Genomic DNA, 23,316 nt, shown 5'->3' with positions numbered 1-23,316 from the left:
TGTTCCTCAGGCGAGGCCAAGGCCGTTGACGGCCAGGTCGATGAGCTTGATGCCGGCGAAGGGCGCGATCAGGCCACCCAGGCCGTAGATGGCGAGATTGCGCGCCAGCAGCGGTCCGGCGCCGATCGGCTTGTAGGTCACGCCCTTGAGCGCGAGGGGCACCAGCAACGGGATGATGAGCGCGTTGAAGATGATCGCGGACAGGATGGCGCTCTGCGGCGTCGCGAGGCCCATGACGTTGAGCACGCCCAGCCCCGGATAAAGCACGACGAACATGGCCGGGATGATCGCGAAATATTTGGCGACATCATTGGCGACGGAGAAAGTGGTGAGCGCCCCCCGGGTCATCAGCAGCTGCTTGCCGAGGCCGACGATCTCGATCAGCTTGGTGGGGTCGCTGTCGAGATCGACCATGTTGCCTGCCTCGCGCGCCGCCTGCGTGCCGGTGTTCATGGCGACGCCGACATCGGCCTGCGCCAACGCGGGCGCATCGTTGGTGCCGTCACCGCACATGGCGACGAGGCGGCCGCCCTGCTGCTCCTTGCGGATCAGCGCCAGCTTGTCCTCCGGTGTCGCCTGAGCCAGGAAATCGTCGACCCCGGCCTCGGCGGCGATCGACGCGGCGGTCAGCGGATTATCGCCGGTAATCATCACCGTGCGAATGCCCATATTGCGCAGTTCGCCGAAGCGCTCGCGGATGCCCGCCTTGACCACATCCTTGAGGAAGATTGCCCCCAGCAGCTCGCTGTCCTTCGCGACCGCCAGCGGCGTACCGCCGGCGCGTGCGATTTCGTCGGTGATGCGCCGCAGTTCCGCCGCCGCGGCGCTTTTGTCCGGGCCTGTCATGGCATTCAGGACCGCATCGACAGCGCCCTTGATGACCGTGGTGTCGCCCGTGACCACGCCGGAAATCCGGGTTTGCGCGGTGAAGGGGATCACCTGCGCATCGGTCGGCAGGGCTTGGGCTGCCTGACCGAATTTCTCGCGCGCAAGCGCCACGATCGAGCGCCCTTCCGGCGTCTCGTCCGCCAGACTGGCCAGCAGGGCCGCTTCCGCCAACTGGGCCGGTGTCGCCCCACCGACCGGCCGGAATGCCGTTGCCTGCCTGTCACCGACCGTGATCGTGCCGGTCTTGTCGAGCAGCAACACGTCGATATCGCCGGCCGCCTCAACAGCCCGGCCGGACTTTGCCAGCACATTGAAGCGCACAAGGCGGTCCATGCCGGCAATGCCGATCGCCGAGAGCAAAGCGGCGATGGTCGTCGGAATGAGCGTGATGAGAAGGGCCGCGAGGATCGACACCGGAATGGCGCCGCCGGCATAGCTGGCGAAACCGGGAATAGTGCCGACCGCGATCAGGAAGATGATGGTCAGGCCGACCAGCAGCAGCGTCAGGGCGATTTCGTTGGGCGTCTTCTGCCGTTCGGCGCCTTCCACCAGCGCGATCATGCGATCGAGAAAACCCTGGCCGGGATTGACGGTGACGCGCACCTGGATCTCGTCCGAGATGACCCGCGTGCCCGCCGTCACCGCCGACCGGTCTCCGCCCGCCTCGCGGATGACCGGCGCGGACTCCCCGGTGATCGCGGCCTCGTTGACCGAGGCGACGCCCGCGACGACCTCGCCATCCGATGGAATGAGATCGCCGGTCCCGACCAGCACGGTGTCGCCGACCCGCAGCGCGCTGGCCGGCACGGTCTCGGGCTCCTGGCCGTTCTTCAGGCGTTTGGCGGTGAGGTCCGCCTTGGTCGCGCGCAGGGACGCCGCCTGCGCCTTGCCGCGCCCTTCGGCCAGCGCTTCGGCAAAGGTGCCGAACAGCACGGTCAGCCATAGCCAGATGACGAGCTGGAGCTTGAAGCTGGCGGCAAGGCCATCCTGACCGACGATGAGCAGCACCGTCAGGAGCACCGCCACGATGGCGGTCGTGAACATCACCGGATTACGGATGAGTTGGCGCGGGTTCAGTTTGCGGACCGAGTCCGTGATCGCCGGGACGATCAGATCGGCCGTGAAGAGCGATGGGGATGCTTGGCGTGCCATGAAGAGGCTCCGATCAGAAAAGCTGGCCACGGATCATCGCGAGATGATCGGCGATGGGACCAAGGGCGAGGCTGGGCAGGAAGGTGAGGCCGCCGACGATCAGCACGATTCCCACCAGCAGGCCGGTCCAAAGCGGCCCGGTGGTCGGAAAACTGCCCGCCGTCTCCGGCGTGTAGGTCTTCGCCGCCAGCCCGCCGGCAATCGCCAGCATGGGCACGATGACGAAGAAACGACCGACCCAGATGGCGACGCCCAGCATGCCATTGTAGAAAGGCGTGTTGGCGGAGAGGCCGGCAAAGGCCGATCCATTGTTCGCAACCGCGCTGGTGAAGGCGTAGAGAATCTCGGAAAAGCCGTGGGGTCCCTTGTTGAGCGGGCCGGCCAGCCCGGCCTCGGTGACCGAGGCGATGGCGGTGAAGCCCAGGATCATGAGCGGCAGCACCGCGATGGCGAGAACGGCGAGCTTGACCTCGCGAGCCTCGATCTTCTTGCCGACATATTCCGGGGTTCGCCCGACCATGAGCCCCGCGACGAACACCGCGAGGATGGCGAACAGCAGGAAGCCATAGATGCCGGCGCCGACGCCGCCGACGACAACCTCACCCAATTGCATGTTGAAGAGCGGGATCAGGCCGCCAAGTGCGGTGAAGCTGTCATGCATCGCATTGACCGCGCCGCAGGAGGCCGCAGTGGTGACGACGGAAAAGAGCGCGGAGGCGGCAATGCCGAAGCGGACTTCCTTGCCCTCCATATTGCCGCCGGCGATGCCGAGGCTGTGCAGGATGGGGTTGCCCGCTGCCTCCTGCCAGTAGGTGATCGTCGTTCCGGCCAGGAAGAGCAGCATCATGGCGGCAAGGATCGCCCAGCCCTGGCGACTGTTCCCGACAGCCTTGCCGAAGGTGTAGGTGAGGCCCACCCCGATCACGAAGATCGAGAGCATCTGGACGAAGTTGACGAGCGCCGTCGGGTTCTCGAACGGATGCGCGGAGTTGGCGTTGAAAAAGCCGCCGCCATTGGTGCCGAGCATCTTGATCGCTTCCTGCGAGGCGACCGGCCCCAGCGCGAGGGTCTGCCTCGCACCTTCCAGCATCGTTACATCGACCGACCCCGCCAGCGTCTGCGGCACGCCGCTCGCGATATAGAAGAGCGCGATGACGCAGCAGAGCGGCAGCAGCAGATAGAGCGTCACCCGCGTCACATCGGCCCAGAAATTGCCGATGCCCTTGGCTTCCCGCCGCGCGAACCCGCGGAACAGCGCAAAGGCCAGCGCGATGCCGGTCGCTGCCGACAGGAAGTTGTGGATCGTCAGGCCGAGCATCTGGCTAAGGGGCGACATCGTCGACTCACCGCCATAATTTTGCCAGTTGGTGTTGGTCGCAAAGCTGATCGCCGTATTGAAGGCGAGCGGCTGGCTCACCCCGGGATGGCCCAGCGGGTTGAGGGGTAGCAGGCCCTGCAAGCGCAGGATCGCATAAGTGAAGACCAGTAGCGCCGTGTTGAACAGGAGCATGTGCACGGCATAGCGGCGCCAGCCCTGCTCCTCCTGCGGGTCGATGCCCGCCAGCCGGTAGAAGCCGCGCTCCAGTGGCCCGAGCAGGCCATGGAGCGGCGTCCGCCGCCCTTCATAGAGCGCGAAGAGCCACAGGCCGACGGGTTTGGCCAGTGCCAGCAAGATGCCAACAAAGGCGAGGATCATGATCCATCCCTGAACTGTCATGATGTCGCTCCCGGATCAGAAGCGTTCGGGGCGTGCGAGCACGGCCACCAGATAGAAGAGCAGGCCGACCGCGGTCGCAGCGGCCAGCCAATGGTCGATGGTCATGGTCGCCTCCCTCACGCCTTGTCGCACAGCGCCGCGTAACCGAGCGTTGTGGCCAGCAAGCCGAGGGTGAGCCCCAACCAGAGCATGTCCTGCATGATCGTTCTCCTGCACGACGTCGGAGACCGCAGGGGATGCGGCGCCGAATCATGTGCCGCAGGTCAAATAAGGCAGAGCCGCATTTGAATTCGAGAGACAGGAAAGGCGATCCGCATAGTATTTGCATATGAATCGCGCAGGTCTGGGGCCCGCAGCGTGCTGGACTGGCCGACAGACCACCGATCCCTGGAACGATCTGCGCGTTGAACACTTTGCATTGCAGTCTTCAGATATCCGTCCGAGGATAGAGGCTGGCATGGAAAGGCCCGTGGTTGAGCAGACGGTCTGAAGAGTCGGAATATCAGTTCGAGCCGCACGAGCGGCCGATGATGCCGGGGTCTCCGGCGACGCCTTATCACCCGGGCCGGCGTCGTCTGGGATATTTGCTGATCGGCGTGCTGCTCGGCCTCACGGGTGGCTTCATCAACGGGCTGCTGATGGCGAACCTGCCCCAAATCCAGGGGGCGCTCGGGCTGACCAGCGTAGAAGCCGGCTGGCTGACTGCTGCCTATACGATGACCAATGTCTGCATGAGCCTGCTGCTCATCAAGTTCCGCCAGCAATTCGGCATCCAGCGCTTTGTGCGGATCGTGCTGATCGGCTTCCTCGTCCTCAACACGCTGCAACTCTTCGTGCACAGCTATGGTCTGGAACTCTTCGTGCGCGCGGGCAGCGGCATCGTCGCAAGCGGCCTGTCCACGATGGCGCTGTTCTACATCATGCAATCGATGAAGGCGGAGGCGCGGCTGGGCGGGCTGGTACTGGGCGTCGGCGTCTCGCAGATCGCGACTCCGCTCGCCCGGGTGATCTCCCCGGCATTGCTCATTCATGGTGATGTGCAGAATCTGTACTTGTTCGAGTTCGGCCTCACATTGCTCTGCCTCGCCGGGGTGTGGCTGCTGCGCCTGCCGCCAAGCGAGCGCATCGACGCCTTCGAGCCGCTGGATTTCCTGACCTTCGCCTTGTTCGCCCCCGGCATAGCCCTGCTCTCCGCCGTGCTCGTGCAGGGGCGCATTGTCTGGTGGTCGACTCAGTGGCTGGGCTATGCGCTGGCGGGCGCGATCCTGCTGATCGGCGCGGCGGTGATCGTGGAACACAACCGGGCCAATCCGCTGCTCAACACGCGCTGGATGGGCAGCGCGGCGATCATCCGGTTCGCCGTCATCGCCGCCAGCATGCGCGTGCTGCTCGGCGAGCAGAATGTCGGCGCCAGCGGTCTGCTGACCGTGCTCGGCATGGGGCAGGACCAGCTGATCGGTTTCTACACGGTGGTCACGCTGGCAACCATATTCGGGCTGGCGGTGAGCCTGAAAACGCTCAAGCCGACGGACCTGCTCAAACCCGTGATCATCTCCTGCGCGCTCATCGCCATCGCCGCGTTCTTCGACACCCAGTCCAGCAATCTCACGCGCCCGGCGCAGCTTTATGTGACGCAGGCGATGATTTCCTTCGCCGCGATCTACTTCATGGGGCCGACGCTCATGGCTGGCATCCTGCAGGCGCTGGCCAAGGGGCCAAGCCATATCGTCAGCTTTTCGGCCGTGTTCGGCATTTCGCAGCAATTGGGCGGCATCGGCGGGGCGGCCCTGCTGGGCAGCTTCCAGATCATTCGCGAGCGCTTCCATTCCGAAATGCTGGTCCAGTCGCTCGTCGGCACCGATCCGCAGGTGGCGCAGCGCATCCAGCAGCTCGGCGGCGCTTATGCGCGGACGCTGGGCGATCCGGCCTTGCGTCAGGCGGAGGGCAGCATCCTCCTCTCCCAGCAGGTCGCGCGGGAAGCCAATATCCTGGCGTTCAACGATGTGTTCATGCTGGTCGGTGCGCTGGCCACGCTCGCCTTTGTGTATCTCGGCGCGCGGTGGATCTATTATCGTCGCAAAGGCATTACCCCCCTGGCCGAAGAGCTTGCGGCCTTGGCGGCAATGAGGACCAGGGCCCAATCATGAGTGACACCTCCGCCGAACATCCGCGCCCATCGAACCGGACCGACCGTCTGGAAGATCCGGTGGAAGTGCCCAATGATACCACCCCCGTGGCCAGCGCGCCGAAGCGCGGCTGGGCGCCCCCGCAAGCCGGCCGAAGGGTGACGCTGCTGGCCGTCCTGTTCATCGTCGTCGGCATTCTCATCGTGCTTTACGCCTGGGGCCTGCCGCCCTTCTCGTCGGATGTTCAGACGACGGACAATGCCTATGTGCGCGGCCAGACCACGGTCATTGCGCCACAGGTGAACGGCTATGTCGTGGAGGTGCAGGTTCAGGATTATGAGCAGGTCCGCAAGGGGCAGGTCCTCGCGCGGATCGACGACCGGATCTATCGCCAGAGAGTGGCGCAGGCGCAGGCCCAACTCGCCATGCAGCGCGCCAACCTTTCCAACAGCAGCCAGAGCGAAGCGTCCAGCCAGGCTCAGCTTGCGGGGCAAGCCGCCAGCGTGGCCAACGCCAAGGCGCAACTGGCGCGCGCGCAGGCCGACATGCGCCGGGTGAACGATCTCGTCAGCCAGGGGTCGGTCTCCCTGCGCGAGCGGGACCAGACTCTGGCGGCGTTGCGGCAGGCAGAAGCCGCCGTGCTGCAGGCGCAGGCGCAGCAGCAGGTGGCGAGCGAGCAGGTCCGCACGGTGACGGTCGGGCGCGGTGGCCTGCGCGCCAATGTCGATGCGGCGCAAGCGGCGCTGCGCCTCGCGGAGATCGATCTCGCCAACACGATCATTCGCGCCCCGCAGGATGGGCGGCTGGGCGAGGTGGGCGTGCGGCTGGGGCAATATGTCACGGCCGGCTCGCAGCTGACATTCCTCGTGCCGCCCTTCGTCTGGGTGGCTGCGAACTTCAAGGAAGCGCAGACGGCCCATATGGCGCCGGGCCAGAGCGTGCGGCTGCGGGTCGATGCGCTCGACGGGGCCGTGATCCACGGCCGGGTCGAGCGGCTGGCGCCCGCCGCCGGCAATGAGTTTCAGGTCATCCGATCCGACAATGCGACCGGCAATTTCGTGAAGGTGCCCCAGCGGATCACGGTGCGGATCGCGCCGGATGCCAAGGACCCGCTCTATGCACGGCTGAGGCCGGGCATGTCCGTCCAGGCCAGGGTCGATACGGCAGGGCACAGGTGATGCGGTCGGCCATCGCCTTGCTGGGCGTCGTGTGCCTCTCCGGTTGCATGGCGCCACCGACGCCGCTGCCCCCGTCGGCTGCGGTCACGCCGCCTGCCGGCTGGCAAAACGCCGTGGCGGGAGAGGGAGCGGTCAATGCCGGCTGGTGGCGGGCGTTCAATGATCCCGCGCTGGCCCAACTGGTCGAGACCGCGATCGCCAACAATGTCGACATGGCTATCGCCACCGCGCGGGTCCGCGAAGCGCGGGCGCAGGAGCGGCTGGCGCGCGCGCAGCTTTTCCCCACGCTGGATGCGACCGCCGCCGGCTCCCACGGCCGATCGCTCAACCCGTTCGGCCAGGCGACAGAGGGCACCAGCGCCCAGCCTGCGCTGCAGGTGGCTTATGAACTCGATCTGTTCGGCAGGATCGACGATCAGACATCGGCGGCGAGATCGGCCTGGTTGGCCAGTCAGGCCGCCCGTGATGCGACGGCGCTTTCGGTCGGCGCGGCCACGGCATCGGGCTACATCACGCTGCTGGCCCTCGATGCGCGTCGCGACGTCGTCCGCCGGACGATCACGGCACGGGCCGAAAGCCTCCGCATTGCCCGCTCCCGCGCCGAGGCCGGCTACACCTCCCAGCTGGAACTGCGCCAGGCCGAGGCGGAATATCAGGCCGCAGCCATCATCCTCCCGCAGGTCGATCTGGCGATCCTGCGGCAGGAGAATGCCCTGCGCCTGTTGACGGGGGATGTGCCAGGCGTGATCCAGCGCGGCGGATCGCTCGACGCCCTCGTCGCGCCGTCCGTGCCCGATCAGGGGCTGCCGTCCGAGCTGCTGCGCCGCCGGCCCGACATCGCGCAGGCAGAGTTCGCTCTGGCCGCATCGGATTCCACCCTGTCAGCCGCGCGCAAGCAGTTCCTGCCGAGCCTTCGCCTGTCTGCTGCGGCCGGCGCGATTTTCAGCAGCGCGTTGGCGAACCCGGTAACGATCTGGTCCGTCGGCGGCAGTGTGCTGGCGCCCTTGTTCGAGGGCGGGCGCTTGCGCGCCGGCGTGGAAACGGCCGCCGCCCGCCGCGATCAGGCCGCCTTTACCTATCGCAAGACGGCCCTGACCGCGTTCGGTGAGGTGGAGAATGCGCTGGGCAATGTCGCCAGCCTCCGCCAGCAGCGCGCGAGCGCCGAGGCGCAGAGGGCAGCCATTGCCGACGCATTGCGTCATGCGACCAATCGCTATCGTGCGGGCTACAGCAGTTATCTGGAAGAACTCGATGCACAGCGCGCCCTGCTCTCCGCCGACCTCGCGCTGGTGCAACTGCGCTCCGATCAGCTCAACGCCCTGGTCACTCTGTATCAGGTGCTGGGCGGCGGCTGGGAGAGCGACGCGCGTTGACCTGCATTAGCTTTGGGAGGCTGGCTCAGCCCCTACGCCCTTTGTCGGATAGGCTGCGGAAGGTGATCGACCAGCGCGGCTGGGTCATCGGCGCGATGCTGTGTTCCCAGTCGTGGCGGACCTCGCCGGACAGATGGTAGACCGACCGCGGGGCCAGTTCGAGCTTCGCGCGTTCGAAGCCGCCCGAATGGCGCCGGCGCAGCCGCAGCACCGCATCGCTGCCGAGCGAGATGCCCACGACATGCTCGAACACCGGCCGATCCCTGTGCCAGCCGATGCCGGCCCCCGCGTCATAGCGGGTCAGCAGCGACTGGACGAGATCGTCAGCAGCGAGCCCCGCGAAGCGGGCGGCGCGGGCTCTGAGCGGGAGCAGCCAGTCGGGTATGGGGTCGGTCGTCCCGAAGCTGCCGGTCTCGAAATCGTAGCGCCATCCAAAGGAGTGGGTGAGGCGCTTGCCGGTCCACTGCTGGAACCGGAAAGGCGCGAGGTCCAGTGCGTCGATCCGCTCGATCAGCGCGGCTTCCTCCCGGCCATCGATGATGTCGGCGCGTGCGTTCAGGCCGGGCACAAGGGGCGTATCGAACAGGTCGAGCATCGTCATGCAGGCGGCCTCACCGCAACTGGCTGTCCTTGCTGCCGCGTCGGTTGATGGCGGAAAACGACGGGCGCCTGTCGCGTGCCGACTGGCAGGCGACGCAGGTCCGCGCGCCAGGCAGCGCCTTTCTGCGCGCCTCGGGGATTTCCTCGCCGCATTCCTCGCACGCCAGGGTGCCGGGGCCCGATGGCATCCGCGCCCGGGCGGTTGCCAGAGCGTCTTTCACGCTGTCGTCAATCTGATCCTGAACGGCGCCGTCGGGCGCCCAGCCATTGGCCATGCTCGCCTGCTCCCGCATCTGTGTCTGCGATAGGTCCTATATGGGGTCGCTATCCCCGAATTTCATCAGGTCGCCATGGGGGGGCATCGACGGACGTGTCCGCCTTGCGCCCGCAAAGATCGCGCAGCATCTTTGTGCGGCGCGCGACCTCCGGTCGTCGGAGCAGGGCGTCGATCGGGGCGGGCAGGCGGCGGCGCCAATTGGGGTGCTCGTCGAGCGTGCCGGGAAGGTTGGGCTGTTCCTCAAGGCCCAGCAGATCCTCGATCGAGATGATCTTCACCGGCGTCGGTGCCTGGGCGATGTGGGCGAGAGCGGCATCGACCACGCTGTCCGTCGAAGCGCTGGCCAGCGCCTCGGGCGCGCCGGCCAGCAGGTTCCACAGATGCTCGCGCTCCTCGGCGCGCCGGTCATGGTCTGCGGGCGTCTCGGGCTGCAGGCTCTGCCGCCATTCCAGATCGCGCGCGCGCCACCAGCCGGCGACGGTCGGCGTGTCGTGGGTGCCGGTCATCGCGACGCTGTGCGGACGATAGGCCGAGGCGGCGGCGAATTTGCCGTGGGCGTCCCGCTCGAACCACAGCACGCTCATGCCCAATATACCCCGCGCGGCCAAGATTTCCATGAAGCCCTCGGGCGCCGTCCCAAGATCTTCGGCAATGATGAGCGCCTGACTGCGATGACTTTCGATGGCCAGGATCCGCAGCAGATCGGCGAACGGATAGTCGAGATAGACGCCCTCCGTGCTGGGCGCGCCCTCGGGGATGACCCACAAGCGGCGTAGTCCGAACGCATGATCGATGCGGAGGCCGCCGGCATGGCGCAGGGCCGCCCGGATCATCCGGATCCATGGGCGGAAGCCCTGCGCGCGCAGGGCGTGCGGCGAATAGGTGGTGAGGCCCCAATTCTGCCCCTCGGGGCCGAGCGGATCGGGTGGGGCGCCGATGGTGAGGCCGCGCAGAAAGCCATCCGGATCGCTCCAGACGTCGCTCCCTCCGGGATCGACCCCCACGGCGAGGTCGGCGATCAGGCCAATGCGCATCCCTGCGGCACGCGCCGAGGCCTGCACCGCGCCCAACATCCGGTCGGTCTGGGTCTGCGCCAGAATGTGAACCGCAACCTCCTGCCAGTGGCTCCGGGCGAAATGGTCGACGGCCGGGCTTTGCGGGTTTTGAAACGCGGCCGGCCAGCGCTGCCAGGGGTGGCCGCGAAACTCGATCGAGAGCGCGTCGAACAGCGCTTGGCGGATCAGGGCGGGGTCGGGTTGCGCCTCGTCCCAGACTGCGCGCTGGGTCTCCTCGTCGAGCGCCGCGAAGGTGGCGCGCTGCTTGAGAAGCGCCGCGTCCCGGGCTGCGGTCCAGTCGATCAGTTCATCATTGGCATGATCGGGCGGCGAAACAGGCGCATCGGCCAGCAGGGTGTTGAGATAGGTACGGCTGGACGGCGCATAGGGGCTGAAATGGCGAGCGGAACCCGGCACCAGCGCATGGACCGGACTGATCGCCAGCAGATCGGCGCCTTGCTCTGCAAAGCCGAAGCCCGCCACGCGCAGGTCGTCGAAGGTGCCGTACATCCTCTCGCCGCGCAGCGAAGGGATCTGGATCGCTGGCCCCCAAATGGCGGGATCTGCCAGCTCGCAGCATCGGGGCGGCGCCACCGCCAAGGTAAAGACATGGCCTGCGATGTCGACCCGATGATAGCCGATTGCGGTGAAGGCCGGCAGTTGACCATCGTGGATGGCGAGACGGCCTGCGCTGCCGTCCTCATAGGTGACCTCTGCAGAGGCTTCAGCCGCCAGCCCATCCGGCAAAGGGACGGGCTGGCCGGCATCCGCACTCAGAAAGTCCGGATTCCGCGCGGCCTCTTCAGTCAGTTTGGTCCAAACCTGCGCCCGCTGCGCATCCGTCTCGGCGGCATAGCCCAGTGCCTGCAGGGCCGCTCGAAGCGTGTCCTGCGACACGCTATGCGCGAGGCCGTCGGCATCCTTCCAATGGATCGCGAGCCCTGCCGCGTGCGCCAGGGCTAGAATTTCATCGTCAGGCACAGCGCCCGGCCTCAGGGCGTTTTGGCTTTCTTCGCGCGGCCAGCTGCCGATGCCTTTTTGGCCGGCAGCGCCGTCGAAGCCGGGGAACTGGCGGCAGCCATCGTTTCGCTCTGCTCCTGCGGCAGGGATAGGTCAGCATCATCGGCAGGGGAGGCAGCCTGCTGTTGCTGCTGGCTCAGGACTTCCTGTTCTACCTGCTCCCAATGCTCGCGGTCACGCCCATGGGGGCGGCCTTCGGCTTCCCACAGCTCATAGGCCCGCTTACTGATCGTCTGATACTGGTCATCGTCCATATTGGGTTCCTTGCGTTTCGTGGGGTCGATCATGCGCGCCTCGCGCCGCCGCATCGGGGCCGGCGATCAGGTCGGGCAGGGGAATGTCGATGGTGACTGCGCGGTTCTGCCATGCCCGGGTCACGCGCAGCCCCTCCGGGGTCCGCTCCAGCCGATAGCTGCCCATAGCGAACAGTTCTGCATCCTCCCGGCGGCGCGCGAGCAGGTCCTGTGTCAGCTTTAGCTTGCGGGCATCGCGCCCGGCTGGGCCGGAGGCGATCGCGTCCCAGTCCACGGCTCGGCGATTGTCCGGGTCGGTCAGGGCGATCGCGACGATTTCCGTGCCCTGATAGATGTCCGGCACCCCGGGCGCGGTGATCTGGAGGGCGGTCTGCGCCATTATGAGCGCTTCCCATGTCTGCAGGAACGCCTGTCGCTCGTCGGCCGACCACAGCGCGCCGTCTTCAAGCGAGGCCATCAGGGACAGTGCAAGCTCGGTCACGCCGTTTTCCATCTCAAGCGCCGGCTCCTCATAGCTGGATTCGAGCTTCGCCTCGCGCATGGCCTTGGCCATGTGGTCCGCAATGCGTTGCGCGGCTTCCGGCTGATCGAGCATCATCAGCGCGCACTGGATGGCATAGATGCCCCAGCGCGGCGGCAATGCGCGGTCCTGCGCTCGTGCCAGTGCCTCTCCATAGAGGCGCACGCCCAGTTTCGGGAAGGCGGCCAAGGCGATGATCGCGGCCCTGGCATCGGCCGAGCGCTTGGTGTCATGGGTAGAGAGGGCATTGAGCGCGCAGGGCGTCTCGGACGCACGCTCGTTCATGCGCGCCGCAAAGCGCTCAAGGTCGATCGGCTGGAGGTCCGGGGCGGCGCCCACCTCGCAAAACGGCAGATAGGCGATGGACCGATAGAAGACCGTATCCTCCTCGGACTTGGCGGTGAGCGCGCCGGTCAGTTGCTCGAACCGGGCTGCAAAGGCGCGCGCCAGCGGATCGTCCGGGGCAGACAGCAGACTGAACACGGGCCCCAGCATCCCGCTTGGGTGCGGATCGCCACGCGCACCGGCGAGAGCCTGCGCGCATAAGTCGCCCGGCGGCATCACGTCGGCGGCGTAGGAGCGATAGACCGGCCAGTGCATCGCAAGCTGCACGATGGCCGCGCGCACCTCCGGCGCTGCGACGGGCGATCCTGCCAGTGCCATGATGGCCGCATCGGTCACCCGGTCGAGCTCGGGCGTAAAGACGGTGTACAGCATCGTACGGCGAACGCCGCGCACCTCAAGGGCATAGTCCGTCGGCACATGCGCGCGCGCCGCGGCCGCCAAGGCATCCAGCCCTTCCGGCGGGGTCAGCAATTGGGTGACCGGCGCCATGAACTCATAACCGCTCATGCCCTCGACCGGCCAGCCCGGCGCCAGCGGCTCGCCTTCCTTGACGATCTTCTCCACCCAGATGGGGATGAAGCCCAGCGCCTCGCGCAGCCGGCGGAGGTAGCTGAGCGGGCGGGCCAGCCCATCGATATGGTCGACGCGGACGCCCTGGACGCGCCCGGCCCGAACCTGCTCCACAATCCAGCGATGGGTGAACTCGAAGACCTCGGGGTCTTCCTGTCGCACCCCGATCAGATCGGTGACGTTGAAGAAGCGCCGGTGGACGATGTCGCCGCCATCCTCCTGCCAATGGCCGATCTGCCAACGCTGTTCATCGAGCAGCTGCGCCAGCAGACCTTCGTCCAACGTCTCCCCGCCCGCCAGCCGCTCCGTCAGCGGTGTCGCTCGCAGGGGGTAATGCTTGTCGTAGACGCGCAGGGTCTGATCATTGCCGACGAGCGAGAAGGCCAGCTGCGCTGCGTCCAGAAGATCGGCCGGCGTCCCGTCCAGAACCGGGAATTGCAGCGGGCCACGGTCCCAGTCGATATCGAACAGGGGCGCAAAGCGGCTCTCCTGCCCATGCCGCATGATATCGGCGATGAAGGGATTTTCCGGCGTGAACGCCATATGATTGGGCACGATGTCCAATATGATGCCGAGCCCGGCGGCGCGCGCCGCGTCGCTCAGCACGCGAAAGGCCTCGTCACCGCCGAGCACCGGATCGACGCGATTGGGATCGGTCACGTCATAGCCATGGGTAGAGCCCGTCGCGGCGCTGAACAGCGGCGAGAGGTAGATATGGCTGATGCCCAGCGCCTGCAGCCAGGGAATGCGCGCGCGCACCGCCTCCAGATCGACGCCGTTCCGCAGCTGAATCCTGTACGTCGCGACGAGGCCGGGGGCGCTGGGATGGCGCATGGTCATTGGTCCTTTCGAACGGCGGCGGCTAAAGCGAAGCCGCTCCCTTGTGCGGCCTCCACGAAGAAGGGGTCGGTGGGCGTGGAAAAATCCTCGCCGCCAAGCAGCAAGCGGACGTGCAGGGCCGCCGTTTCAAACTCCCATCGCGCATCGAACGCCGCGCCCTCGCGCGTGACGACTGCCTTGGGCCGTTCCGTCTGTGCAAGGAGCGGCGTGATATGGAACGCCCGCAGCGCGAGAAGATCGCGCACAAAGGCTTCATGCTCGCGCTGCGCATCGTTGGCCGCGTGGCCGATCATCGAGCGGGCGGCCGTTTGCGGGTCATTGGGGTCCGGCACCGTGCCGGCGAAGGATGTGAACTTCTCGAACTCCCGTGCCCGGCCCGTGCGCACCGCTTCAGCCAGATCGCCCGTGAAATCCGTGAAGAACAGGAACGGCGCTTCGGTCAGGAACTCATCGCCCATGAACAGCATCGGCGTGAAGGGCGTCAGCAGCGTCAGGACCGTCACCACCCGCAGCGCGGCGCGGTCCGCCACCAGATGATGCAACCGCTCGCCCTGCGCGCGATTGCCGACCTGATCGTGATTGCTCAGGAAATTGATGAACGCTGTGCGGGGCAACAGAGCGGATGGCTCGCCGCGCAAATGGCCATGCGGGGAGCGCTCCTGCCCCTGCTCGACATATCCATCGCGCAGTGCCATTTCGATGTCCGCCAGCGGATCGACGGCAAAGGGCGCGTAATAGCTCTCGTCTTCCCCGGTCAGCAGGCAGTGGATCGCGTGGTGCCAGTCATCGTTCCAACTGGCATTGAAGGGCGCATCCGGCTCGAGATAGTCGACGAGGTTGCGCTCATCCTCGGTCACGAGATGGATCGGGCGTCCCCAGTCGCGCGCGCGAACAGCCTTGCCCAGATCCGCCAGAAAGTCCTCGGTGGTCTGGTCTGCAATGGCGTGAACGGCGTCCAGGCGTAGCCCGTCGAGCTGATATTCCTCCAGCCAGAACAGGGCGTTGTCGAGAAAGAAGGCGCGAACGGCGGGCACATCGAAGGCAATGCCGTCCCCCCAGGGCGTGCGGGCCGAGGCGTGGAAGAAGGACGGGCACCAGACGGGCAGATAATTCCCCGAGGGGCCGAAATGGTTGTACACCACGTCGAGCATTACCGCGATGCCGAGCTTGTGGGCTGCATCCACGAACTGCTTGAGGCCGTCCGCACCGCCATAGCAAGGATGGGGCGCATAGAGCAGCACGCCATCATATCCCCAGCCGCGCGCGCCCTCGAACTGGGCGACCGGCATCAGCTCGACGACCGTCACGCCGAGGCTTTTCAGGCGTGGCAATGCCCGTTGCGCGGCGGCAAATGTGCCCTCGGGCGTGAAGGTCCCGACATGAAGCTCATAGATGACCGCCTGATGCCAGGGGAGACCCGCCCAGTCGGCGGACCATTGGAAGGCGCGAGGGTCGACCAGGCGCGAGGGGCCGTGAACATCGCCCATCTGTGCCCGCGCTGCCGGGTCGGGATAGAGCCTGTCCCCGATGCGAAAGCCGTATGAGGCTCCCGGTCGAGCCGCAGCGGTGCCGGAGAACCAGCCATCTTCGCCCTGCGCCAAAGCGGCCGATACGCCGTCGATCTCGACTGCCACTGCTTCGCGATCCGGCGACCAGAGCGAGAAGCGCCATTGCCCGTCTTCCTCGGGCTCTGCGCCCCAGCCTTTGCGGAAATGGTGGCCGGTCATCGTGCGGTCGGCGCGTAGACACATACGCTGTTGGCCGGGATGGCGAGGACATCGCCCTCGCACGGGTCTTCGCTGAAGGGATCGGCGCTGGCGGTATCCAGGATGCGCGTCCAGTGCGCGATGTCATTGGGGTGGGGCAGGGTGAAGTCGAGCGCGTCGCCTGCGTTCACGATGATGAAGAGCGCACCGATGTTCTCATCGTCAAGGAAGGCCGCTCGCGCGGAATGGTCGATGAACAGACCAAGGACGCGTAACTCCGTTTCTGCCCACACCGCCTCATCCATCTCGCGCCCGTCGGGCTGATACCAGGCGACTTCCGTTCGCCCATCGTCCCCCGCATCGCCGAGCAGGAATGTCTCCTGTGCAAGGACCGGATGATCGAGGCGGAAGCGGACCATCCGCTGCACGAAATCGAGAAATGCATCGTCGCGCTCGGGCCATGAGATCCAGGCCGTCTCATTGTCCTGACAATAGACATTGTTATTGCCCTGCTGGCTGTTGCCGATTTCGTCCCCGCTCAGGACCATCGGCACGCCCTGGCTGAGCAGCATCGTCGCGATCATGTTACGCCGGCGCTGGCTGCGTGCCGCGCGGATATCGCCGTCGTCGGTCGCGCCTTCAGTGCCCATATTGGCGGACAGATTATGATCGTGGCCGTCCGCGCCATTCTCGCCATTGGCCTCGTTATGCTTGTCGTTGAAGGACACGCAGTCCATCAGCGTGAAGCCATCATGAGCGGCGAGGAAATTCACGGAGGAGGTGGGGCTGCGGTCCGAATGGTTGAACTGTTCGGGTGAGCCCAGCAGGCTCCCCGCCAGATCGCCGACCAGCCCGCCATCCCCCCGCCAGAACCCGCGCACGGTATCGCGGAACTTGTCGTTCCATTCGCGGAACGGCGCAGGGAAGCCGCCGACCTGATAGCCGCCCTCGCCGACATCCCAGGGCTCGGCGATCAGCTTCACGCCCGCAAGGATGGGGTCCTGCCGGATCGCGCCAAAGAAAGTTCCTTCGCGATCGAATCCCGCCGCCTGCCGTCCCAATGTCGAGGCGAGATCGAAACGGAACCCGTCGACATGCATGACCTGCACCCAGTAGCGCAGTGAATCGAGCACCATCCGCAGCACCATGGGGTGCGCCACAGAGAGCGTGTTCCCCGTGCCGGTCTGGTCGAACGAGTATCGCGGATGGTCCGGCGACAGGACATAATAAGCCGCATTGTCGAGGCCGCGGAAGCAGAGCGTCGGGCCGCGTTCCGATCCTTCGGCGGTGTGGTTGTAGACCACATCCATGATCACTTCGATGCCGACCCGGTGGAAGCGCTTCACCATCTCCTTGAACTGGCGAATGGCAACGGGGACGCCCTCGCCCTGCTGGAGGAAGCGGGTTTCCGGCGCGAAATAGCCGAGCGTCTGATAGCCCCAATAATTGGATAGCCCGCGCTCCAGCAGGCTGCGATCATCGAGGAAGAACTGGCAGGGCAACAGCTCGATGGCGGAAACACCGAGCTTGCGGAGATGGTCGAGGATCGGCTCGCACACCATGCCGGCATAGGTGCCGCGCAGTTCCTCCGGCACATCGGGGTGCGTCATGGTGAGGCCGCGCACATGCGCTTCGTAGATGATGGTCTCGGTCCATGGGAGGCGCAGCGCCGCGTCTCCTTCCCAATCGAAATCGGGATTCTGCACCACGCTCTTGACCATGAACGGCGCGGAATCGCGCGTGTCGAACGTCAGATCGTCGCCACTCAGGAGATCATAGCCCCACAGCGCATCGTCCCATTTGAGCGTGCCGGATACTTCCCGCGCATAAGGGTCGAGCAGCAGCTTGTTGGGGTTGAAGCGATGGCCCTGCTCGGGCTCATAGGGGCCATGCGCGCGATAGCCATAGAGTTGACCGGGCTTGAGGCCGGGGAGAAAGCCCGAGTGGATCGAGCCTTCTCGTCGGGGCAGTTCGAGCCGCTGAACCTCTTCTTCCCCATCGTCCGAGAAGAGCGAGAGTTCGATGGCCTCAGCGTTTTCGGAAAAGACCGCAAAATGAACGCCGTCGCCGGTATATTCGGCGCCCAGTTCATGGTGCAGCCTGTCCGGCTTTGCGAAGGCCAAAGGCGTCGCGTCTGGCTCCAGGCCGATATCGTCTGCCTGGGTCAAAGTCCGGGCGCCAGCATTCTCCGGGGGCTCTCATCTGCCGAGGCATAATGGGGCTTGGCGGATCGTTTCGCGCCGGCGAGCCGGCTCATCGCCTGCGCGGACAGGAGGCGAATGCCGCCTTCCGAGACGAGGCAGCTGTCGCCGCACTGCCTGAGCGCTGCGGAGAGATCGAAGCCGTCGGGAATGACGGCATCGCCGGTCACGATCGCATTGTCGATGCGCACATCCGAGCCGACCCGCGCGCCGGGCATCACCACGACGTTGCGAAGCTGGGCTCGCTCGCCGACGCTGGCACCCTGGCCGATCATATGGCCCGGCCAGGCCGGACGGTCGGAAACCGTGGCCGACCGCACCGGCAGGCCAATGGCGCGCCGCCCGGCGACCGGCCACGAGGGATCTAGCGCGACCCGGCCGCTGGCGATATCGGCATGAATGCCATGATAGGCATCCACCGTGCCGAGATCGCGCCACAGGGGCGCGGCCTGCCCACGCCCGGGCAGCGCGTAGACATAGGCGCCTCGCTCGGCCACCAGCCGGGGGAGGACATGCTTGCCGAAATCCAGATCCTCATGGAGCGGAGCCAGTTCGACCAGCACCTGCCGCAGCAGCTGCCAGGTGAAGACATAGATGCCCATCGATGCAAAGGCATGACCGGGACGGTCCGGCGCTTCCGCAGGCGAGGCCGGCTTCTCCGCGAAATCGGTGATCAGGCCATCCGCGCCAGCCGTCATGACGCCGAATTGGTCGGCGTCGGCCAGCGGGACGTGCACCGCGCCGACCGTCACTTTCGCGTTGCTCAGCATGTGGCGTTCGATGAACGGCCGGTAGTCCATCTGGTAAAGGTGATCGCCCGCGAGGACCACGACATGATCCGGCGCTTCCTGGTCGATCTGGTCGCTGATCTTGACGACCGCGTCCGCCGTTCCGTTGAAGGGGCCGCATTCATTGCCGTCGAGCACGTCTAGCTCGATGCCGCCAAAGCGCTGCCATGTCTGGTTCAAATGGCGATGCAGCGCGTCGGGCTCATATTGGGTGAGCACCAATGCGCGGGGGATGCCGGAATTGGCGACATTCGCCAGCGTGAAATCGATGAGCCTGCCCACATCGCCGACCGGCAGAGCAGGTTTGGCGAGTGCGCTGGTCAGATCATGAAGGCGACTGCCCCGACCGCCTGCCAGGACAAGAGCCAGCGCCGCAGAAGTCGCATGCCGGGCATTCGATTGGCTCATATCTACCTCAGGTCAAAGGAAATCTTCGCCTGATTAACCAACGGCAACGCGCACTGTTCCCCGTCTTTACATATGTTAAGCGATTTTTGTTGCGCCCATCGGAGGGGCGCGCAGGGGCACGGAGCGTGCGGCGGACGTAGGCGCGCCGATACCTTCATAGAGGCGCCACTGTGCCAGCCGCCAAGCCGGCTGCAGCGTCAGTGTTTGGCTAGCCTCTCACGACGGCCGCAAGATCAGAACAGCCGGGCCAGAAAGTAAAAGGCGGCGCCCACGACAGCGGAGGCCGGAATGGTGATGATCCAGGCGATCATGACGCTCTGCGCCACGCCCCACCGCACGGCGGAGGCCCGTCGCGCGGTGCCCGCCCCGATCACGCAGCCGGTAATCGTGTGGGTGGTCGAAACGGGAATGCCCATCAGCGAGGCCGTGAACACCATGATCGAGCCGCCAAGCGAGGCGCTGAATCCCTGGTGCTGCGAGAGCTTGGTGATCCGCGAGCCCATCGTCTCGATGATCTTCCAGCCGCCCGTCAGCGTGCCCAGCGCGATCGCGATATAGCAGGCAATCGCGACCCAGTGCGGCACCGCGAATTCGCCGGTGAGATAGCCGGTCGAATAGAGCAGCACCGTGATGATGCCCATGGTCTTCTGCGCGTCATTGAGGCCGTGGCTGACGGAATAGGCGGCCGAGGACAACAGGTGCAGATAGCGAAATGCATGCTCGGCGCCCCGGGCGGTGGCCCGGCGGAACACCCAGCTCGTCGCCAGCATGATGAGCATGGAGAGCAGCATGCCCAGCGTGGGCGAGAGCACGATGGCGATCAGCGTCTTGTTGAGGCCGCTCCACTGGATGCCGGAGATGCCGGCATGGGCCATCCCCGCGCCGATGAGGCCGCCGATCAGGGCATGGCTGCTGGAGGAGGGAATGCCCTTGAGCCACGTCACCACATTCCAGAACATGGCGCCGATCAGCGCGCCGAAGATGACGGCCGGCGTGATCAGATCCTGGCTGACGAGGCCCGCGCCGATCGTCTCGGCGACCTTGTGCAGGCTCGGGAAGGCCAGCATGAGAAAATAGGCCGCGAAATTGAAGAAGGCCGCGAAAACCACCGCCGCGACCGGGCCGAGCAGGCGCGTCGCCACCACGGTCGCAATCGAGTTGGCGGCATCATGCAAGCCATTGAGATAATCGAATGCGAGCGCGATGACGATCAGGCCGACCAGCAGCGGAAAAGCGAGGTTGTGCATGACCCTGTGCGCTCAGCTATGGTCGATGACGATGCCGTCAATCGCATTCGCGACATCCTCGAGCGCGTCGACGATCCGCTCCAGATGCTTGTAGATCTCGCGCCGGACGATGAACGCCATGGGATCGGCCGTCCGGAACTTGCGATAGGCCTGCTTCAGCCCCTCGCTGTGGATGGCGTCGGCATGGCCTTCCATCCGCACAAGCCGCTCGGTCAGTTCATGCAGGCGCTTGCCGTTCTGGGCGACATTGCGCAGCAGCGGCATGGCTTCCGCCAGCACGCGCGTGCTGTCGACGATGATCGCTGCCATGTCCTTCATTTCCTGATCGAAGTCGTGCACGTCATAGATGTCGATGGCCGCCACTGCCGACTGCATCTCATCGATCGCATCGTCGGTTGAACTCACAAGGCTGATGATCGCGCTGCGGTCGAAGGGCGTGAGGAACGTCTTGCGGACGAGGTGAAGCACCTCGCGGATGATCTCGTCGGCATCGGTTTCCCGCTCGATCACCTCGCGAATATGGTCATCGCGGCTGTCCCCGTCATGCAGCAGCCGGGTCAACGCGTCGGCGCCGGCGACCACGGTCTGGACATGCGCTTCGAACAGATCGAAGAAATTGCCCTGCTTGGGCAAAAGACGCTGAAACCAACCAAACATCCTGCTTATCCCTGAAGTATGCGCAACGGTGTCCATCACCGATTGGCGCCGTGTCGCCGCCTTGAACTCGGATGCTGCGAAGGATCGGATCAGATCGCTCAGATCCGGCTCGTCGACGGCATCGGCCGCCTCGCTCAGGCTGAACCACCGCCGCTCGCGCTCGTGCTGCTCTTTCCAGTCTGTGAGTTCCCGATTGACCGCCAGCGGGAACACCTCGACGTCCACCATCAAGTTGGCGCCGTTACGCCGCCTTTTGCGATAGCGATAGGTCCCCAACGGCGTCGGGCAGACGGCCCCGACGATGCCGGCTTCTTCCTCGGCTTCGGCCGCGGCCGCCTGATGCGGGAGCTTGCCCGCCGATCCATTGCCCTTGGGAATCACCCAGCGCTTCGTCTCGCGCGAGGTGATGAGCAGAATCCGGATCGGTGCATCCAGCGCATCGCCTTCAGCCCGATAGGGTAGTGCCGCAATCTGTTTGATTGTTTGTCCCCTCAGCAGAGCGCGTGGCGCCCATTGTGACAGTTTTATGTCAGTTGCAACAGTCAACCGCGCGCGATGTCCCCTGAAGAGCAGCAGGTCATTCGACATTCATGCCCTTGCCGCTAGAGCGAGGACTGTTCGATCTTCAAGGCCCTCTGCCGCACTATGTTCAGCACGCTGCTTCCGACCCTCCGCTCCGTCCACGTTCACCGGCCTTCGCCAGACCTCAGCAATCGCGGCGCTGGCCTGCAAGGCCGGGCCCTGCGTTTCATGCGCCCGGGCAGAGGCCTCAAGCTCATCGCGGCGGCGCTCAGCCTCACCGCTGCCCATGCCAGGGCAGAGACCTATCATGTGAACGCGATCACGGGGGATGATCGTTTCGACGGTCGGGTTGCAACGCAGCCATTTCGCTCGCTCGCCCGCCTAGGCAGCGTGAAGCTCAAGCCGGGCGACAGGGTTCTGCTGGCGGCAGGGTCGGTCTGGAAAGAACCGCTCACCATCACCCAATCGGGCAGCAGAGGGGCGCCCATTGTCGTCGGGGCAACCGGTTCAGGGGCGCGCCCCCGCATCGACGCTGGCGGCGTCTCGCCCCATGCGGTGGCGATCCTCAATGCAAGCTATGTGACGGTGAGTGGCCTTGAACTGACCAATGATGGCCCGCCTGCCGGCTCGCGCTATGGCGTGCTCGTGTCGGCCGAAAATGTCGGCGTCGTCCGCGGCATCCGCATCAGCGACATGTACATCCATGATGTGCGCGGCACGAACGATCGCAAGGACAATGGCGGCATCGTCTTTCAGGCGCTCGGCCCGCGCTTTCCGACCCGTTTCGATGACCTTGCGATCGAGCGCAACATCATCTGGCGTGTCGACCGCTCCGGCATTGCCGGGATCAGCGATCAGGTCACCGCCGCGCGCTGGTATCCAAGCTATGATATCGTGATCCGGGACAATTATCTGGAAGACGTTGGCGGCGACGGCATCGTGCCGCGCGGCACCGATGGCGCGCTGATCGAGCATAATATCGTCCGCTATGCCGCCGGCCGGGCGCCCGGATACAGCGCCGGAATCTGGCAGTGGAGCACGGATCACAGCCTCATCCAGCTCAATGAAGCTGCCTACACCCGCACGCGCTATGACGGTCAGGGTTTCGATTCCGACTTCAACTCGCGCCGGACGACCATCGCGTACAATTACAGTCACGATAATGCCGGCGGCTTTCTGCTGATCTGCTCGCCTAAAGCCAATGACAAGGACAATATCGGCAATCGCGGCACAGTGGTGCGTCACAATGTCAGCCAGAATGACGGGACGCGCATCTTTCAGCTGTCAGGCACGATTTCGGACGCCTTGATCGAGAAGAATGTGATCCACGTCGCCAAGGGCAAGGACGTCCAGATGGTGGTCGCCACCGAGTGGCAGGGCTGGGCGAGCGACGTCCGCTTCCGCAACAATCGCTTCGCGGTGGCGGGCACGGCGCGTTATGGCAGCGAGGTCGGCCGTCAGGGGCCGGATTATCTGATCTCGGCCGGCTTCTCTCCGGCTCAGTTCATTCGCTTCACGGGCAACGACTATCTCGGCGCTCATGTCGATCCGCCCCGCGACGAGGTCGGCCTGATGAAGGCTGACTATAAGGCCCCCTCGCTCGATTGGGCGGTGCCGACATTCGACCCGGCCAAGCCGGACGGCTTCGTGGATTATCTCGCGCGCCACCGCCAGTGGATGCTCGCCATGCTGGAGCGAGAACTGGGCGCGCCGGTAAAGCTGCTCACGCCCCGCCGCGCGTCGGTCTTCGAGGCGCGACGGTAGGGGGCTTCAGCTTTCGGGTTCTTCGCGCATTCCCAGCGGGCAGGGCCAACATCGCAATTTCAAATTAAAGCGTTGCGCCCGCGCAATCCTGAGAGACGGAGGGATCGC

Annotated in this window: 17 protein-coding genes; 4 read left to right on the top strand and 13 right to left on the bottom strand. The window is 65.5% G+C overall.

Annotation, left to right across the window (positions count from 1 at the left end; translation table 11 throughout):
- Positions 1-6: 6 nt before the first annotated feature.
- The 3 genes from kdpB to M2339_RS12415 are packed head-to-tail and all read right to left on the bottom strand — an operon-like array spanning position 7 to position 3,862.
- Positions 7-2,040: a potassium-transporting ATPase subunit KdpB gene (gene kdpB, locus M2339_RS12425; protein WP_264606371.1), complete on the bottom strand. Its 2,034-nt coding sequence runs from the start codon at positions 2,038-2,040 to the stop codon at positions 7-9.
- A gap of 13 nt (positions 2,041-2,053) precedes the next feature.
- Positions 2,054-3,757: a potassium-transporting ATPase subunit KdpA gene (gene kdpA / locus M2339_RS12420; protein WP_264586398.1), complete on the bottom strand. Its 1,704-nt coding sequence runs from the start codon at positions 3,755-3,757 to the stop codon at positions 2,054-2,056.
- Positions 3,758-3,772: 15 nt separating this feature from the next.
- Positions 3,773-3,862: a potassium-transporting ATPase subunit F gene (locus M2339_RS12415; protein WP_181560703.1), complete on the bottom strand. Its 90-nt coding sequence runs from the start codon at positions 3,860-3,862 to the stop codon at positions 3,773-3,775.
- Between the two features lie 368 nt (positions 3,863-4,230).
- Here M2339_RS12415 and M2339_RS12410 point away from each other — a divergent pair, with 368 nt between their 5' ends.
- The 3 genes from M2339_RS12410 to M2339_RS12400 are packed head-to-tail and all read left to right on the top strand — an operon-like array spanning position 4,231 to position 8,434.
- On the top strand, positions 4,231-5,904 hold the full coding sequence (locus M2339_RS12410) for an MFS transporter (RefSeq protein WP_264578027.1): 1,674 nt from the start codon (positions 4,231-4,233) through the stop codon (positions 5,902-5,904).
- Positions 5,901-7,061: an HlyD family secretion protein gene (locus tag M2339_RS12405; RefSeq protein WP_264586399.1), complete on the top strand. Its 1,161-nt coding sequence runs from the start codon at positions 5,901-5,903 to the stop codon at positions 7,059-7,061. Before M2339_RS12410 ends, M2339_RS12405 begins: the two co-directional genes overlap by 4 nt.
- The gene (locus M2339_RS12400) at positions 7,061-8,434 is read left to right on the top strand and encodes an efflux transporter outer membrane subunit (RefSeq protein WP_264586400.1); all 1,374 of its coding nucleotides are present in this window, start codon (positions 7,061-7,063) and stop codon (positions 8,432-8,434) included. The genes M2339_RS12405 and M2339_RS12400 overlap by 1 nt, the downstream gene beginning before the upstream one ends.
- A gap of 25 nt (positions 8,435-8,459) precedes the next feature.
- Here the strand turns inward: M2339_RS12400 and M2339_RS12395 are convergent, their stop codons facing one another.
- From M2339_RS12395 to M2339_RS12350, 10 genes are all read right to left on the bottom strand, one after another.
- A complete protein-coding gene (locus M2339_RS12395) occupies positions 8,460-9,029 on the bottom strand; it encodes an alpha-ketoglutarate-dependent dioxygenase AlkB (RefSeq protein WP_264588303.1) in 570 nt (189 codons plus the stop codon).
- Positions 9,030-9,045: 16 nt separating this feature from the next.
- The gene (locus tag M2339_RS12390) at positions 9,046-9,309 is read right to left on the bottom strand and encodes a DksA/TraR family C4-type zinc finger protein (RefSeq protein ID WP_264571358.1); all 264 of its coding nucleotides are present in this window, start codon (positions 9,307-9,309) and stop codon (positions 9,046-9,048) included.
- A 49-nt stretch (positions 9,310-9,358) separates the two neighbouring features.
- Positions 9,359-11,347, bottom strand: a complete 1,989-nt coding sequence (gene malQ, locus M2339_RS12385; protein WP_264586401.1) for a 4-alpha-glucanotransferase — start codon at positions 11,345-11,347, stop codon at positions 9,359-9,361.
- Positions 11,348-11,358: 11 nt separating this feature from the next.
- A complete protein-coding gene (locus tag M2339_RS12380; protein ID WP_264584087.1) occupies positions 11,359-11,640 on the bottom strand; it encodes a DUF2934 domain-containing protein in 282 nt (93 codons plus the stop codon).
- Positions 11,630-13,909, bottom strand: a complete 2,280-nt coding sequence (treY, locus tag M2339_RS12375) for a malto-oligosyltrehalose synthase (protein ID WP_264586402.1) — start codon at positions 13,907-13,909, stop codon at positions 11,630-11,632. Before treY ends, M2339_RS12380 begins: the two co-directional genes overlap by 11 nt.
- A 2-nt stretch (positions 13,910-13,911) precedes the next feature.
- A complete protein-coding gene (gene treZ, locus M2339_RS12370) occupies positions 13,912-15,642 on the bottom strand; it encodes a malto-oligosyltrehalose trehalohydrolase (RefSeq protein ID WP_264606370.1) in 1,731 nt (576 codons plus the stop codon).
- Positions 15,639-17,789, bottom strand: a complete 2,151-nt coding sequence (gene glgX, locus M2339_RS12365) for a glycogen debranching protein GlgX (protein WP_264586404.1) — start codon at positions 17,787-17,789, stop codon at positions 15,639-15,641. The genes treZ and glgX overlap by 4 nt, the downstream gene beginning before the upstream one ends.
- Positions 17,786-19,018, bottom strand: coding sequence for a glucose-1-phosphate adenylyltransferase family protein (locus M2339_RS12360; RefSeq protein ID WP_264606369.1), 1,233 nt, complete (start codon positions 19,016-19,018; stop codon positions 17,786-17,788). Before M2339_RS12360 ends, glgX begins: the two co-directional genes overlap by 4 nt.
- 233 nt (positions 19,019-19,251) lie before the next feature.
- A complete protein-coding gene (locus M2339_RS12355; protein ID WP_181560695.1) occupies positions 19,252-20,265 on the bottom strand; it encodes an inorganic phosphate transporter in 1,014 nt (337 codons plus the stop codon).
- A 12-nt stretch (positions 20,266-20,277) separates the two neighbouring features.
- Positions 20,278-21,402: a DUF47 family protein gene (locus tag M2339_RS12350; protein WP_264572309.1), complete on the bottom strand. Its 1,125-nt coding sequence runs from the start codon at positions 21,400-21,402 to the stop codon at positions 20,278-20,280.
- A 270-nt stretch (positions 21,403-21,672) separates the two neighbouring features.
- Between M2339_RS12350 and M2339_RS12345 the strand changes: the two genes are divergently transcribed.
- Positions 21,673-23,208, top strand: a complete 1,536-nt coding sequence (locus M2339_RS12345; RefSeq protein WP_264586406.1) for a right-handed parallel beta-helix repeat-containing protein — start codon at positions 21,673-21,675, stop codon at positions 23,206-23,208.
- Positions 23,209-23,316: the final 108 nt, after the last annotated feature.

Source organism: Sphingobium sp. B2D3C (assembly GCF_025961835.1).
Classification (GTDB): Bacteria; Pseudomonadota; Alphaproteobacteria; order Sphingomonadales; family Sphingomonadaceae; genus Sphingobium.
Note: the sequence above shows the minus strand (reverse complement) of the source record. Positions and strands in the feature narration are given on the sequence as shown.